The organism is Lentzea cavernae, from assembly GCF_014653695.1.
Taxonomy (GTDB): Bacteria; Actinomycetota; Actinomycetes; order Mycobacteriales; family Pseudonocardiaceae; genus Lentzea; species Lentzea cavernae.
In genome coordinates this window covers 1,114,907-1,129,083 of record NZ_BNAR01000001.1, presented here as the reverse complement: position 1 = coordinate 1,129,083, position 14,177 = coordinate 1,114,907, and the positions used below count along the sequence as shown (strand labels likewise).

At 69.7% G+C, this 14,177-nt stretch carries 14 protein-coding genes; 6 read left to right on the top strand and 8 right to left on the bottom strand.

Annotated elements, in window-relative coordinates:
- Nucleotides 1-30 precede the first annotated feature (30 nt).
- Entirely contained in the window at nucleotides 31-1,593 is a 1,563-nt protein-coding gene (locus IE307_RS05180; RefSeq protein ID WP_229904447.1) for a sensor histidine kinase, read from the top strand.
- A 7-nt stretch (nucleotides 1,594-1,600) separates the two neighbouring features.
- Here IE307_RS05180 and IE307_RS05175 read toward each other — a convergent pair whose 3' ends face one another.
- A complete protein-coding gene (locus IE307_RS05175) occupies nucleotides 1,601-2,251 on the bottom strand; it encodes a response regulator (RefSeq protein WP_089916511.1) in 651 nt (216 codons plus the stop codon).
- 84 nt (nucleotides 2,252-2,335) lie between these two features.
- On the opposite strand from IE307_RS05175, the gene IE307_RS05170 reads away from it, so the two are divergent.
- Nucleotides 2,336-3,130, top strand: coding sequence for a universal stress protein (locus IE307_RS05170; RefSeq protein WP_191296247.1), 795 nt, complete (start codon nucleotides 2,336-2,338; stop codon nucleotides 3,128-3,130).
- Here IE307_RS05170 and IE307_RS05165 read toward each other — a convergent pair.
- Nucleotides 3,117-3,674 (bottom strand): YceI family protein, encoded by a 558-nt coding sequence (locus IE307_RS05165; protein WP_191296246.1) that lies wholly within the window; start codon nucleotides 3,672-3,674, stop codon nucleotides 3,117-3,119. The genes IE307_RS05170 and IE307_RS05165 overlap by 14 nt on opposite strands.
- Before the next feature lie 94 nt (nucleotides 3,675-3,768).
- On the opposite strand from IE307_RS05165, the gene IE307_RS05160 reads away from it, so the two are divergent.
- A complete protein-coding gene (locus IE307_RS05160; RefSeq protein WP_191296245.1) occupies nucleotides 3,769-4,302 on the top strand; it encodes a MarR family winged helix-turn-helix transcriptional regulator in 534 nt (177 codons plus the stop codon).
- On the opposite strand, the gene IE307_RS05155 is transcribed toward IE307_RS05160, so the two are convergent.
- Nucleotides 4,207-5,151, bottom strand: coding sequence for a helix-turn-helix domain-containing protein (locus tag IE307_RS05155; RefSeq protein WP_191296244.1), 945 nt, complete (start codon nucleotides 5,149-5,151; stop codon nucleotides 4,207-4,209). The two genes, IE307_RS05160 and IE307_RS05155, sit on opposite strands and share 96 nt — an antisense overlap.
- 71 nt (nucleotides 5,152-5,222) lie before the next feature.
- On the opposite strand from IE307_RS05155, the gene IE307_RS05150 reads away from it, so the two are divergent.
- On the top strand, nucleotides 5,223-5,372 hold the full coding sequence (locus tag IE307_RS05150) for a hypothetical protein (protein ID WP_191296243.1): 150 nt from the start codon (nucleotides 5,223-5,225) through the stop codon (nucleotides 5,370-5,372).
- On the opposite strand, the gene IE307_RS05145 is transcribed toward IE307_RS05150, so the two are convergent.
- On the bottom strand, nucleotides 5,365-6,489 hold the full coding sequence (locus IE307_RS05145; protein ID WP_191296242.1) for a citrate/2-methylcitrate synthase: 1,125 nt from the start codon (nucleotides 6,487-6,489) through the stop codon (nucleotides 5,365-5,367). The genes IE307_RS05150 and IE307_RS05145 overlap by 8 nt on opposite strands.
- A gap of 42 nt (nucleotides 6,490-6,531) precedes the next feature.
- On the opposite strand from IE307_RS05145, the gene IE307_RS05140 reads away from it, so the two are divergent.
- Both IE307_RS05140 and IE307_RS05135 read left to right on the top strand, forming a co-directional pair.
- Entirely contained in the window at nucleotides 6,532-7,653 is a 1,122-nt protein-coding gene (locus IE307_RS05140; RefSeq protein ID WP_191296241.1) for a citrate synthase, read from the top strand.
- Between the two features lie 359 nt (nucleotides 7,654-8,012).
- Nucleotides 8,013-9,110, top strand: coding sequence for an acyltransferase family protein (locus IE307_RS05135; RefSeq protein WP_191296240.1), 1,098 nt, complete (start codon nucleotides 8,013-8,015; stop codon nucleotides 9,108-9,110).
- Here the strand turns inward: IE307_RS05135 and IE307_RS05130 are convergent.
- The 4 genes from IE307_RS05130 to IE307_RS05115 are packed head-to-tail and all read right to left on the bottom strand — an operon-like array spanning nucleotide 9,073 to nucleotide 14,171.
- Complete coding sequence (locus IE307_RS05130; RefSeq protein ID WP_191296239.1) at nucleotides 9,073-10,779, bottom strand: 1-deoxy-D-xylulose-5-phosphate synthase; 1,707 nt, start codon at nucleotides 10,777-10,779, stop codon at nucleotides 9,073-9,075. The genes IE307_RS05135 and IE307_RS05130 overlap by 38 nt on opposite strands.
- Nucleotides 10,769-11,710 carry a 4-hydroxy-3-methylbut-2-enyl diphosphate reductase gene (gene ispH / locus IE307_RS05125; protein WP_191296238.1) on the bottom strand — a complete coding sequence of 314 codons (942 nt, stop codon included), beginning with the start codon at nucleotides 11,708-11,710 and terminating at the stop codon, nucleotides 10,769-10,771. The genes IE307_RS05130 and ispH overlap by 11 nt, the downstream gene beginning before the upstream one ends.
- Nucleotides 11,711-11,720: 10 nt before the next feature.
- Nucleotides 11,721-12,755 carry a family 2 encapsulin nanocompartment cargo protein polyprenyl transferase gene (locus IE307_RS05120; protein ID WP_191296237.1) on the bottom strand — a complete coding sequence of 345 codons (1,035 nt, stop codon included), beginning with the start codon at nucleotides 12,753-12,755 and terminating at the stop codon, nucleotides 11,721-11,723.
- A gap of 15 nt (nucleotides 12,756-12,770) precedes the next feature.
- Nucleotides 12,771-14,171, bottom strand: coding sequence for a family 2B encapsulin nanocompartment shell protein (locus IE307_RS05115; protein ID WP_229904397.1), 1,401 nt, complete (start codon nucleotides 14,169-14,171; stop codon nucleotides 12,771-12,773).
- Nucleotides 14,172-14,177 lie beyond the last annotated feature (6 nt).

The window sequence follows — 14,177 nt, the reverse complement described above, 5'->3', positions numbered from 1 at the left end:
GACGAGCTCCTCGACGAGGTGCGTGACCGCATGGACGAGATCGTCACCACTCGTGACCACATGCAGGAGCTGCTCGGCGCCGTGCTCGCCGTCGCGTCGGGTCTGGAACTCGAGCCGACGTTGCTGCGCATCGTCCAGGCCGCCGTCGACCTGGTGGGCGCCCGCTACGGCGCTCTGGGCGTGCTGGGCACCCGTGACGACCTGTCGGAGTTCCTCCACGTCGGCGTGGACGAGGTGACGCGCGCGTCCATGGGCCGGCTGCCCGAGGGCAAGGGCCTGCTCGGGCTGTTCATCAAGGACCCGGCGCCGCTGCGCCTGCGCGACCTCTCGCAGCACGAGATGTCCGTCGGCTTCCCGGCCAACCACCCGCCGATGCACAGCTTCCTCGGCGTGCCGGTGCGCGTGCGCGACGAGGTGTTCGGCAACCTCTACATGACCGAGAAGATCGACGCGGCGGAGTTCACCGCCGACGACGAGGCGGTGCTGCAGGCCCTGGCCGCGGCCGCCGGCATAGCGATCGAGAACGCCCGCCTGTTCGAACGCTCCCGCATGCGCGAACGCTGGCTGGAGGCCATCGGCGAGGTCAACTCCGAACTGCTCGGCGGCGCCTCCGGCGAGTACGCGCTGCGCCTGATCACCCAGCGCACCGTGGAACTGGCCGGCGCAGACTCCGCGCTGGTCGTGCTCGGCGACGGCCGGCACGCACCGCTGTCCGTGGCCGCGAGCGCGGGCCGCAGGATCGACGACATGACCGCCGCCGAGCAGGCGGTCGAGGAGGTGATCCGCTCCGGCGTCCCCCTGCTGGCGGACCTGGGCTCGGCGACCGGCCCCGTCCTCGCCGTGCCGCTGCGCTCGGAGATGGGCGTCACCGGAGCCCTGGCCGTGCTGCGCCGGGGCGGCGAGACGCCGTTCCTGCCGGACCAGGTGCCGATGCTGGCGTCGTTCGCCGACCAGGCGGCCGTGGCCCTGGAGTTCGCCGAGCAACAACGCTCCCAGCGCCTGCTGGACGTGCTGGAGGACCGCGACCGCATCGCCCGCGACCTGCACGACCACGTCATCCAGCGCCTGTTCGTCACCGGCCTGACGTTGCAGTCCACCATGCGCCGCATCACCGAACCCGAGGTGACCGCCCGCCTGCAGACCGCCGTCGAACAGCTCGACGAGACCGTGCGCGAGATCCGCACGTCCATCTTCGACCTGCACTCGAACGACAACACCTCGTTGCGGCGCAGGCTCCTGGACCTCGTGGCGGGGCTCACCGAGTCGACGCACCTCAAGCCCTCGGTGCGGATGTCCGGCACCGTCGACAACTCGGTGCCGCCCGAACTGGCCGAACACGTGGAGGCCGTCGTCCGCGAGGCCGTCACGAACTGCGTCCGGCACGCCTCCGCCACCGAGCTGACGGTGTTGATCGACGCCGGCGAGGACGTCGTGATCACCGTGCAGGACAACGGGATCGGCGTCCCCGCCGACGCCGCGCGCAGCGGCCTGCGCAACCTGGCCCACCGGGCTGCGCAGTTCGGCGGGTCGCTGGAGGTGCGGGCCGTGGAAGGCGGCGGCGCGTGCCTGGTGTGGCGCGTGCCGCTGAACTGACGGAGGCCTAGCGGGGCTTGTCGCCGTCCTTGCGGAACTGCGAGGCGAACACGGCAGCCTGCGTGCGGCGTTGCATGCCGAGCTTCGCCAGCAGGTGCGAGACGTAGTTCTTGACCGTCTTCTCGGCGAGGAACATGCGCTCGGCGATCTGCCTGTTCGTGAGGCCCTCGCCGATCAGGTCGAGCACCGTGCGCTCCTGCTCGCTGAGCATGCGCAGCGGGTCGCCCTCCTCGCGTTCGCGGCGGATCCGGTTGAGCAGTGCGGAAGTCGTGCGTGCGTCCAAAAGGGACTGTCCTGCCGCGACGGTGCGCACGGCGTTGACCAGGTCGGCTCCGAGGATCTGCTTGAGCACGAACCCGGAGGCGCCCGCCATGATCGCGTCGAACAGGGCCTCGTCGTCCGCGAAGCTCGTGAGCATCAGGCACTGCAGGCCCGGGAGACGGCTGCGGAGCTCGCGGCACAGCTCGATTCCGTTGCCGTCGGGCAGCCTGATGTCGAGCACCGCCACGTCGGCCTGGGCACCCGGAGCCTTGGCCAGGGCCTCCGCGACCGATGCCGCGTCACCGACCACCTCGAGATCGGACTCCTCGCCGAGCAGGTCCGCTATGCCGCGGCGGACGATCTCGTGGTCGTCGACGAGGAACACACGCGTCGCCATGGGGGTCACGGTAGCCCAAAGTCCCTGGCATGAGGGGACCAAAGGCACGCGGCCCACTGCGACGATCGGGCTTATTTTGGGATAATGAGAGGTCTTCCCGTTGTCGTCGGCGTCGACGGCTCCTCGTCCGCGCTCGCCGCGGTGGCGTGGGCTGCACGGACGTGCGTGCTGCACGGTGCGCCGTTGCGGTTGGTGCACGCGTACACGTTGCCCACGCGCGGTTATCCGGAGGTCATCTCATCGGCTCGTGACCTGCGTTCGGCCATGTACGACCAAGGTCGGATGTGGCTTTCTCAGGCTGTCGCCGTCGCACTGGCGGAAGCGCCTCACGTGCCCTTGGAACACGACCTGCGCATGGAACATCCCACGCCCGTGTTGCTCGCGGAGTCTGCACGCGCACGAGAGGTGGTGGTGGGGTCGCACGGGTTGGGCGGGTTCACCGGAGCGCTGGTCGGCTCAACGGCCGTGGCGCTGTCGATTCACGGTGAGTGTCCCGTGGTGGTGGTGCGGGGGAACGAGCACGACGGGCCCGTGGTGGTGGGCGTCGACCTCTCGCCCGAGTCGGACCCGGCCATCGGCTTCGCGTTCGAGGAGGCGGCGGCGTCCCAGGTGCCGCTGGTGGCGGCGATGGCGCACGCCGGCGAGGGTTCCTTGAAAACTCGGATGTCCGGGTGGCTGGAGAAGTACCCGGACGTCGCGGTGGAGCAGGTGGTGGGGGAGCGGCCGATCCCGTTGCTGCTGGAGCTGGGGCAACGGGCCGGACTGCTCGTCGTCGGGTCACGGGGGCGTGGTGGCTTCGCCGGGATGCTGCTCGGATCCACCTCGCAGGCCCTGATCTACCACGCCCCGTGCCCGGTGGCCGTGGTCAGGCCTGCTTGATCGCCGAGATCTCGAACTCGAGGACGACCTTCTCGCTCACCAGCACGCCGCCGGCCTCGAGCGCCGCGTTCCAGCTGACGCCGTAGTCCTTGCGGTTGATGGTGTGCGAGCCCTCGAAGCCCACGCGGGTGTTGCCGAACGGGTCGACGGCCACGCCCTCGAAGGCGAAGGGGATCGTGATGTTCTTGGTGACGTCCTTGATGGTGAGGTCACCGGAGATCTCGAAGTTGTCGTCGTCGATCTGCTTCGCGGAGGTCGAGACGAACTTGATCTCCGGGTAGGTCTCGACGTCGAGGAACTCGTTCGTGGTCAGGTGGCCGTCGCGCTGGGCGTTGCGGGTGTCGATGCTCGCGGACTTGATCGTCACCTCGGCGGTGGTGTTCTCCGGCTTGTCACCGTCGACCGTGATCTTGCCGTCGAACTCGTTGAACGCACCGCGAACCTTGGTGACCATCGCGTGGCGGGCGACGAAGCCGATGCGGGAGTGCGAGCCGTCGATGACGTAGTCGCCGGTCAGTTCGGAGAGGTTGGTGGCGGTGGTCATGGTGTCAAGTCCTTCGGTTGCTCGATTTGGTTGAAGTGTCATCCACCCTGCCGGAACGTGGGTGATGTGTCAACTATTCCCGTATGCTGAACCAGTGACACGATGGTTGGAACCTGAGCAGCAGCAGGCGTGGCGTGCCTACGTCCGCATGCAGGGGGAGCTCAATGCGCATCTGAGCAGGCAGATGTCGGTCGATTCGGACATCTCGATGGCCGACTTCGCCGTGCTGGTGCAGCTCACCGACACGCGTGATGAGCGCGTGCGCGTGTTGGAGCTCGCACGGTCGTTGCACTGGGAGAAGAGCCGCATCTCACATCACGTCGTACGGATGGAGAAGCGCGGCTTGGTGCGGCGGGAGAGTTGCGGCAGTGACGGGCGCGGGTCGTTCGTCGTGCTGACCGATGAGGGCCGCTCCGCGATCGAGGAGGCCGCGCCGGCGCACGCCGAGATGGTGCACAAGCTGGTGTTCGACCTGCTCACGGACTCGGAGGTGACGGCGCTGCGGGAGATCTCGGAGAAGATCTTCACGCGCCTAACGACAGGAGAATGTGCGGCGGTAGTCGCTCGGAGCGATGCCGACGACGCGGTGGAAGTGGTGCCGCAGGAGAGCGGCTGTCCCGAAGCCTGACCTGGTCGCGACCGCGTCGACGTCCAGTTCGGTCTCCTCGAGGAGCCTGCGCGCGTGAAGCACCCGTTGGAGTGACAGCCACTTGTTCGGGGTGGTGCCGGTCTCCGCGGCGAACCTGCGCGCGAAAGTCCGTTCGGACATGACGGCGAGCTTCGCCATCGTCGCCACCGTGTGGTTGTCCGCGATCGTGTCGAGCACCTGTTCCAGCACCGGCTCCAGGCTGTCCGAGCTGCACTCCGGGATGGGGAGCTCCACGAACTGCCGCTGACCGCCGTCGCGCTGCGGCGCCACGACCATCCGCCGCGCGATCGTGTTCGCGATCTTGGTGCCGAGCTCGCGCCGCACCAGGTGCAGGCAGGCGTCGATGCCCGCGGCCGTGCCGGCGCTGGTGATGATGTTGCCGTCGTCCACGAACAGCACGTCCGCGTCGAGCCGGGCCTGGGGGAAGCGCTCCCTGAACGTCCGCGCCTCACGCCAGTGCGTCGTGCAGTGCCGGTCGTCCAGCAGTCCGGCCGCGCCGAGGATGAACGCCCCGCTGCACACGCTGAGCAGCGTCGCATCGGTCTCCCTCAGCGCCTTGACGAGCTTCTCCGGGTACTCGTCGCGGACGTTCGCGGCGGGCAGAGCGACGAGGTCGACGCTCTGCAGCGCGTCGAACCCGTGTTCCGGCGTGATGCTCACGCCGCGGATGTTCGCCCGTACCGGCTGGCCGGGAACCTCCCCGCACACCCGGAAGTCGACCAGCGGCACGCCCTCCTCGGTCCGGTCGACGCCGAACACCTCGCAGAGCAGGCCGAACTCGAACGGCGCGACACCGTCGATGAGGGGGACCGCAACCGATCGCAGCATGGCAGGATTTTAGCGCGCAGCGTCAGATCTGCCACTGTTGGCGGGATATTGCTGGCCGCAAACTTACTGACATGACTCTTGCAGTGATCGTCCTCGCAGTAGCCGCCCTCTCCGTCTGGCTCGACCGGCACCGCGACCGCACCGCGGGCCTGGCGGGCTCCTCCGACGTCAACGACCGCGACCGCAGCCGCGTGCGCAACGACCTGCGGTACCTCACCTGACCGGTGCCGGGTGGACGCGGGGCGCGGGTCCCGTGTAGCGGGCGACCGGGCGGATGATCTTCGTGTCCTCGGACTGCTCGAGGGCGTTGGCACACCACCCGATCACCCGGCTGCACGCGAACGTCGGCGTGAACATCTCGCGCGGGATGCCGCACTGCTCCATCACCACACCGGCGTAGAACTCGACGTTCGCGTACAGCTGCCGGCCGGGCTTCAGCTCGGCCAGCAGCTCCGTGACCCTGCGCTCGACCGTGACCGCGAACGTCGTGAGCTCGGTCGGCCTCTCGAGCGCGATCTCCTTGAGCAGGCGCGCTCGAGGGTCCTCGGTCTTGTAGACGGCGTGACCGAAACCCATGATCCGATCGCCCTGCTCGATGCGCTCCCGCACCCACGCGTCGATGTTGCTGGGCGTCCCGATGAGGTCCAGTGCTTCCAGAGCCCTGTCCGGCGCGCCGCCGTGCAGCGGCCCGGAGAACGTCCCGATCGCCGCCGTCACCGCCGACACGACGTCCGCTCCCGCGCTCGCGACCACGCGTGCGGTGAAGGTGGACGCGTTGAACCCGTGGTCGATCGTGGCGATCAAGTACTGCTCGACCGCACGGCTCGTCCACGTCGACGGCTCCTGTCCAGTCAACATGTACAACCAGTTCGCCGACGTGGACAAATCAACCCTGGGATCGACGGGATCAAGTCCCTGCTTGAGCCGGTGCAGTGCGGCCAGGATCGTCGGCGTAATCGCACTGACCTGCAGCGCGTCCGCCTTGCGGGCGCTCATCGGCGCGTCCCACATCGGCCGGCTCGGCACCATCGACAGCGCGGTCCTCAACCCGGCCAGCGCCGTGCACCCCGATCGCGCGATCGCGGGCAGCACCTCGCGGATCGCCACGGGCAGCTCACGCAGCCCGGCGGTCTGACGGGTGAACTCCGCGGCCTCGTCCGGTTCCGGCAGCCGCCCCTGTGCGAACAGGAACCACACGTCCTCGAACGACCGGGTCCTGGCGAGTTCGATCGCGTCGTGCTCGCGGTAGTGGTAGTAGCCCGCGGCCCCGTTCACGTCCCCGATCAGGGTCGTGGTGACGACAACGTCTTTAAGCCCTTTGGGTGCATCAATCAACATGGACAACAGGCTCCGTCAACACGTCTTGTACAGTCAACGTTGATGGAATCAATGTTGACGACGAATCAAGCAGCCCGTCGCCTTGGCGTAAAACCGGCGACGGTCTACTCGTACGTCAGCCGCGGCCTCCTGACCAGCACCAAGGTGAACCGCGCCAGCATGTTCGGGGTGGCCCAGGTGGAAGCTCTCGCCCAGCGCACCGGTGCGCGCGGAGCAGTGGCCGCTGTGACCGATCGCATCCGCACCCGCATCTCTCTCCTGGAGAACGACCAGCTCCACTATCGCGGCCGCTCGGTCCCCGCGCTCGCCGGCACCAAGCGCTTCGAGGACGTGGCGCACTGGCTGTGGACGGAAATCGACTCCGAGGGCATCCAGTTCCCCGAGGGCCAGGAGATCTGGATGGCCCTCCCGGAGAGCGCCACCCTCACCGACCGCGTCCGTGTGGCCATCGCCCTCGCGAGCGTCGGCGACCCGCTCCGCTACGACCTCGACAGGGCCGTCACCACGGCCAAGTCCCTCATCGCCGACGTGGTCGAGTCCCTGCCGCTGGTGGGCCGCCCCCAGGGCACCGACATAGCCGAGCGCCTCTGGGCCCGCCTCTCCCCGGAGCCCGCGCGACCAGACCTGCTCAACGCCGCCCTGATCCTCCTGGCCGACCACGACCTGGCCATCTCGACCATGGCCGCCAGAGTCGCCGCCTCGGCCCACGCCAACCCGTACGCCGTCGTGTCCGCGGGCATGGGCGCCATGGAGGGCCAGAAGCACGGCGCGGCCACCACCATCGCCTACCGCTTCCTGCTGCAGGCCCAGTCCGACCCGATGGGCACCGTCGCCGAACACCTGCGCTCCGGCCACCCGATCCCGGGCTTCGGCCACGCCGTCTACCGCGCCCGCGACCCCCGCGCAGACCACCTGCTCGCCCTGCTCCGCGGCCACGGCGACCTGGTGGCGGACAAGGTGATCGGCACCCAGTCCCAGACGTTCCCCAACATCGACCTGGCTCTCGCCCAGTTCGCCCTGCTGTTCAAGATGCCGGCGGACGCGGGCGAGGCGATCTTCGCGATCGCGCGGATCGTGGGGTGGGTCGCGCACGCGATGGAGGAGTACCGGGAGCCGGGGCTGCGTTTCCGCACGATGGGCGTGTACACGGGCGACCGCCCGTAGCCGAACCGCGGCCCACGGCCTGCCGACTGGAATCCGCTCTTGCTGGAACCCGTTGGCCGGGAACGCGGTTGCGGCCAGAGACACGGCGGCCGGTGAGGGTTGGCGGCGCGATCAAGAGGCCTCAACACCCGTGCCCAGCGGCGGCGCTTCGGTGCATGGCCACCGAACTGGTCCGCGGCCTTGCGGATCTCTTTGGCGCACCTTGGCCTCTTCGGCCGCGTGCCGCGTGCTTGCGCCTCGACGTTCAGGCCGCTTCGGACGCATGCAGCGGTCACATCGGCCGTCTCGTCTGCGGTACCGGCCGTCTCCGCCCCACTCGGCGGTGGCAATTCGCCGCCCGGAAGCGGACCATCGAAACCATGAGATTGTCCGCTGTGGACAACCTGAAGGTGATCCTGGTCGCGTGGGTCATCGGCGGCCACGCGCTGCTCGGTTACTCCGCGATCGGTGGCTGGCCGTACGACGAGGTCAACGAGGTCACGTTCCACCCCGGCGCGGAGACGGTGCTGGCGGCGGTGGTCGGGCCGTCCGGGTTGTTCTTCATGGGCACCTTCTACTTCATGGCCGGCATCTTCACGCCCGGCTCGATCGAGCGCAAAGGGCGGCGGCGGTTCATCGCGGAGCGGCTTGTCCGGCTGGGTGTGCCGTGGGTCGTGAGTGCGCTGGTGGTGTGGCCGACGTTCGTGTGGATCGCCTACAACGGGGCCGGGCGGGACGTGTCGTGGTGGCAGGCGTTCACGGACCGGGATCCGTTCCTGGACAGCGGGTCGTTGTGGTTCGTGGGGGTGTTGCTGGTCTTCAGCGTCGGGATCGCGCTGGCGCCGCCCATCAGGGAGCGCGTCATCACGCCGCGGGCCGTCGTCGGGATGACGGTGGCGGTGGCGGGGACGACGTTCCTGACGCGGCTGGTGTTCCCGGCTCGGAGCGGGCAGGTCGGGGACCTGCACCTGTGGTGGTGGCCGCAGTGTCTCGGCATGCTGCTGCTCGGGGCGATCGGGGGGCGCAAGCTCGCGGAGCGGGTGCCGGACGAGATCTACCGGATGACGCGCGGTGTCGTCATCGGCACCATCGCGGTGCTGCCGGTGGCGGCGGCGATGATGGGGGTGCTCGACCTGGCGAAGAGCGCGGAGCCGTTCCTCGGCGGACTGCGGTGGCAGGCGGCCGTGCTCGCGCTGGTCGAGGGGATTCTGGTGGTGGCGGGGAGTTTGTGGCTCATCGGGCTGGCGCAGCGCAGGTTGTCGCGGCAGGGGGCGTTCGCCGAAGGCATGGCGCGGTCGGCCTATGTCGCGTTCGTGGTGCAGGGGCCGATCCTGCTGGCTCTCGCGACCGGGTTGCGGCCTCTCGATGTTCCTGCCGAGGTGAAAGCGCCGCTGGTGGGTGTGGGGGCTATCGCTTTGTCGTTCGCCATCGGGTGGTTCGTCACTTCACGCCGAGGCGCTTCAGCACGCTCGTCGTGATGCCGGCGGCGTCGAGGCCGTGGGCGCGCAGGATTCGGGCGCGGGAGTCGTGGGGCAGGAAGCGCGGTGGCAGGGCGAAGGTCGCCACGCACGTCGCGGAACCGGTGAGGGCCTGGCCCAGGCGTGCGCCCAGGGCTCCGGTGGACGTCGTGTCCTCCACGGCGAGGACCAGGCGGTGCCGGCCGCTGTACTTCACGAGGTGCGGGTCCAGGGGAGCGGTCCAGCGCGGGTCGACGACGGTGACCCGGACGTCGTGCGACGCCAGTTCCTCCGCGGCGGCGAGGCAGGGGCCGGCCAGCGGGCCGACGGCGATCAGCAGCACCTCGGCGTCCGGGGTCTCGTGCAGCACGTCGAAGTGGCCCACGCGGCGGACTGCGGGCACGTCGGGTCCGACCGCCGCCTTCGGGTAACGCACCACCGTGGGGCCGTCCGACACGTCGACGGCCTCGCGCAGCAGTGCGGCCAGCGACGCGGGATCGCGTGGGGCGGCAAGGCGCAGGCCCGGGACCACGGGCAGCACGGAGGCGTCCCACATGCCGTGGTGCGACGCGCCGTCCGGACCGGTCACGCCGGCCCGGTCCAGCACGAACGTCACCGGGAGCCGGTGCAGCGCCACGTCCATGAGCAACTGGTCGAAGGCGCGGGACAGGAACGTCGCGTAGACGGCGACGACCGGGTGCAGGCCGCCCATGGCCATGCCGGCGGCGGACGTCACGGCGTGCTGCTCGGCGATGCCGACGTCGAACACGCGGGTGGGGAAGCGCTCGGCGAAAGGCCGCAGTCCCACGGGTTCCAGCATCGCCGCGGTCAGGCAGACGACGTCCTGGCGCTCGGCACCGATGGCCACGATCTCGTCGGAGAACGCGTCGGTCCAGGTCCGCCCGCCGGTGGCGCCGAGCGCACCGACCGCGTGCATGCGGTCGGCCTCGTCGGTCTCCGCTGCCTCGTACCCCTTGCCCTTCACGGTCTTGCAGTGCACGACGACCGGACGGCCGAGCGACTTGGCCTCCCACAAGGCGTTCTCGACGGCGTGCACGTCGTGTCCGTCGACCTCGCCGATGTAGGCGAGACCCAGGGCCTCGAACAGCCCGCGGGCCGACCCGTCGAGCAACGACGCCGCGAAACCACCGGTGGTCGGGTCGTACGAGCGGCCGTTGTCGTTGAGCAGCACCACGACCGGGCGCGAGGAGCCGCCGATGTTGTTGAGCGCCTCCCAGCACATCCCGCCGGTCAGCGCGCCGTCGCCGACGATGGCGACGACACGGCGGTCGGCGCCGCCCAGCTCGAACGCCTTGGCCAGACCGTCCGCATAGGACAGTGCGGTCGAGGCGTGCGAGTTCTCGATCACGTCGTGCGCGGACTCGGCGGCGGACGGGTAGCCGGACATGCCCCCGGCCTGCCGCAACGAGTCGAAGTCCGAGCAACGGCCGGTCAGCATCTTGTGCACGTACGACTGGTGCCCGGTGTCGAACAGCACCACGTCGACCGGCGAGCTGAAGACCCGGTGCACCCCGATGGTCAGCTCGACGGCGCCGAGGTTCGGCCCGAGGTGACCACCGGTCCGGTGCACCTTGGAGATCAGGAACGACCGGATCTCCGCGGCCAGCGAGGAAAGCTCGGAGGACGAGAGCGCCCGGACGTCCGCGGGCGAGGTGATGTCAGCGAGCACGGCGCACCGCCGGCGGCAACGTGAACGAGATCGTCTCCGTCGCGGTCGTGTGCGTCGACACCGAGACCGATCCCAAGGCCTCCAGCGCCGCCACGACCTCGTCCACCAGCTCGGGCGGCGCGGACGCGCCCGCGGACAGGCCCACCGACGTCACGCCGACGAGCCAGGACGGGTCGATCTCCGACGCGTCGTCGATCAGGTAGGCCGGTGTGCCGGTCCGAGCGGCGAGCTCGACCATCCGCACCGAGTTGGACGAGTTCCTGGAGCCCACCACCAGGACCAGGTCCGACCGCGCGGCCACCTCGCGGATCGCGACCTGCCGATTCGTGGTGGCGTAACAGATGTCGTCGGAACCGGGCCCCCGCACCTGCGGGAACTTCCGTTCCAGTGCCTCGATCACCTCGGCCGTCTCGTCCACGGCCAGCGTCGTCTGCGTCAGGTACGACACGGGACCGGTGATGTCCAGCGCGAGCACGTCCTCCACGGTCTCCACCAGCACCATCTGGTCGGGGGCCTCGCCCAGCGTGCCCTCGACCTCCTCGTGCCCGGCGTGCCCGATCAGCACGATGGTGTCGCCGCGTTCGGCGAAGCGCCGCGCCTCGGCGTGCACCTTCGTCACCAGGGGACAGGTCGCGTCCAGCACGTCCAGGTCGCGCAACCGCGCCTCGGCGCGCACCGCGGGAGCGACGCCGTGCGCGGAGAAGACCGCCGTGGCACCGAAAGGCACCTCGGACAGCTCTTCCACGAACACGGCGCCACGAGCTTCCAGCGACTTCACGACGTGGACGTTGTGCACGATCTGCTTGCGCACGTAGACGGGGCCGCCGCGCTGGTCGAGCAGTCGTTCCACGATCTCGATGGCGCGCTCCACCCCGGCGCAGAACGACCGGGGTGAGGCGAGCAGCACCGAACGCGGCGGGTTCTCCGTCATCGAGTGCCTTTCAGTGGTCTCGGTGGGTGACCAGTTGGGCGAGCGTGCCGAGCTCCACCGCCGCACGCGCGGTCGGTGAGGCCTCGCCGAGGTGGACCAGTGCCTGCGTGTGGAGCTCGTCGGCCTGCGTCTGGCTCCACGCGCGGCCACCGGCCAGATCGACCAGTGACGCCGCCCGCGCAAGCGTTTCCGCGTTCATCTCCTGCGAACCGGAGTACAACGCCCCCAGCTCGGCGGAGGCGGGAAGCCCGGCGTTCAGGGCGCGGACGACGGGCAGCGACTTCTTGCGGTTCACCAGGTCCGAGTGCACGGGCTTGCCGGTCACCGCGGGATCACCCCAGATGCCGAGCAGGTCGTCCACGTGCTGGAACGCGAGGCCCAGCTCGGTGCCGTAGCCGCGCATCGCCTCGACCTGGAAGTCGGACCCGCCGCCGTACAGCGCGCCCAGGGCGGTCGAGGCGCCCAGGAGCGCGCCCGTCTTGCCGCGCGCCATCCGCTCGACCTCGGACACCCGCACGTCGGACCGCGTCTCGAAGTCCAGGTCGTACGCCTGCCCGTCGAGCAACGCCACGGTGGCGTCGTTGAGCGTCCGGATCGCTTCCAGCGCACGCGGATGGCCCGATCCCGCGAGGACGTCCAGCGCCACCGCCTGCAACGCGTCACCGGCCAGGATCGCCGCGTTGACGCCGAACACGGTCCACGCCGTGGCCCGGTGGCGCCGGGTCGTGTCGCGGTCCATCACGTCGTCGTGCAGCAACGAGAAGTTGTGGATCAGCTCCACCGCGACCGCCGCCGGGACCGCGGACTCGGCGGTGCCGCCGACGGCCTCGGCCGCCAGCAGCACCAGCGCGGGGCGGATCGCCTTGCCGCCGTTCTCCAGCACCGGGTTGCCGTACTCGTCGCGCCACCCGTGGTGGTACTCCGCGATCGTGCGCATGGACGGCGGCAGCTGGTCGACGGCCTTGCGCAGAGCCGGGAGCACGAGGCCCCGGCTCCACGCGAGCACCTCGCCGGACGGCCGTCCGGCGGCGAGCGGTTCAGTCATCTCCGCTGTCATGGCTTAGAGACCGATCTCCACGTTCTCGAGCACACCCAGTGCGTCCGGCACCAGCACGGCGGCCGAGTAGTACGTCGACACCAGGTACTTGAGCATCGCGTGCTCGTCGATGCCCATGAACCGCACGTTCAGGCCGGGCTCGTACTCGTCGGGGATGCCGGTCTGGCGCAGGCCGATGACGCCCTGCTTCTCCTCGCCGAGCCGCATCGCGATGATCGACGTGGTGCCGTTCTTGTTGACCGGGATCTTGTCGCACGGCGCGATCGGGACGCCGCGCCACGACTGGAGCTGCTGACCCTCGACGTCCACGGTCGGCACGTACAGGCCGCGGTTGTTGAGCTGCCGGCCGAACGCCGCGATCGCCTTGGGGTGGGCCAGGATGAGCTTGGTGTTGCGGCGCCGCGAGATCAGCTCGTCCATGTCGTCCGGCGTCACCGGGCCGGAGTTGGTGCTGACCCGCTGCTTGAGGTCGGCGTTGGCGAGGAGACCGAACTCCTTGTTGTTGATGAGCTCGTGCTCCTGGCGTTCGCGCAGGGCCTCGATCGTGAGCCGCAACTGGTGCTCGACCTGGTCCATCGGCTGGCTGTAGAGATCCGCCACACGCGTGTGGACGCGCACGATCGTCTGCGCCACCGAGAGCTCGTACTCGCGGGGCCGCAGCTCGTAGTCGACGAACGTGCCCGGCAGCGTCGGCTCGCCGTCGTGCCCGGACGAGATGTCGATCTCGGCCTCGCCGTGCTTGTTCGACGCGTTCGTCGGGTTCGCGAGCTGCTGCGCGATGTGGTCGCGCATGGGCTCGATCTGCCCGCTGAGCTGCGCGAAGGCGGCCCGCGAGAGCACCACGGCCGTCGTCGGCGTCAACGCGCGCGCCGTGAAGCTCCAGCTCTTGTCGGAACCGGACAGCACGGGCTCGTCACCGATGTACTCGCCGTCCGCGATCGTGCCCAGCGCCACGTCGTCGCCGTACTCGCCGCGACCGGTCTTGGTGACCTTGCCGTGCGCGATGACGATGATCTCGTCGACGGACTCGCCGCGGTGCGCGATCACCTCACCGGGCAGGTACTCGCGCTGCTCGAAGCGGTTCGCGACGGCGGTCATCGCCGCCTCGTCCTCGAACCCCCGCAGCAGCTTGAACTCCGCGAGCTCCTGCGGCACGATCCGCACCTCGGAACCCACGGCGGTGAACGTGACGCGGCCGTCGCCGATCGCGAAGGTGAGCCGGCGGTTGACCCGGTACGCGCCACCCTTCGCCTCGACCCACGGCAGCATGCGCAGCAGCCAGCGGGGCGAGATGCCCTGCATCTGCGGCGCGGACTTGGTCGTCGTGGCGAGGTTGCGCGCGGCTGCCCTGGAAAGGCTCAGCTGCTTGTCCTCGATCCCAAGGCCCGGATCGGTAACAGTCACTACGGG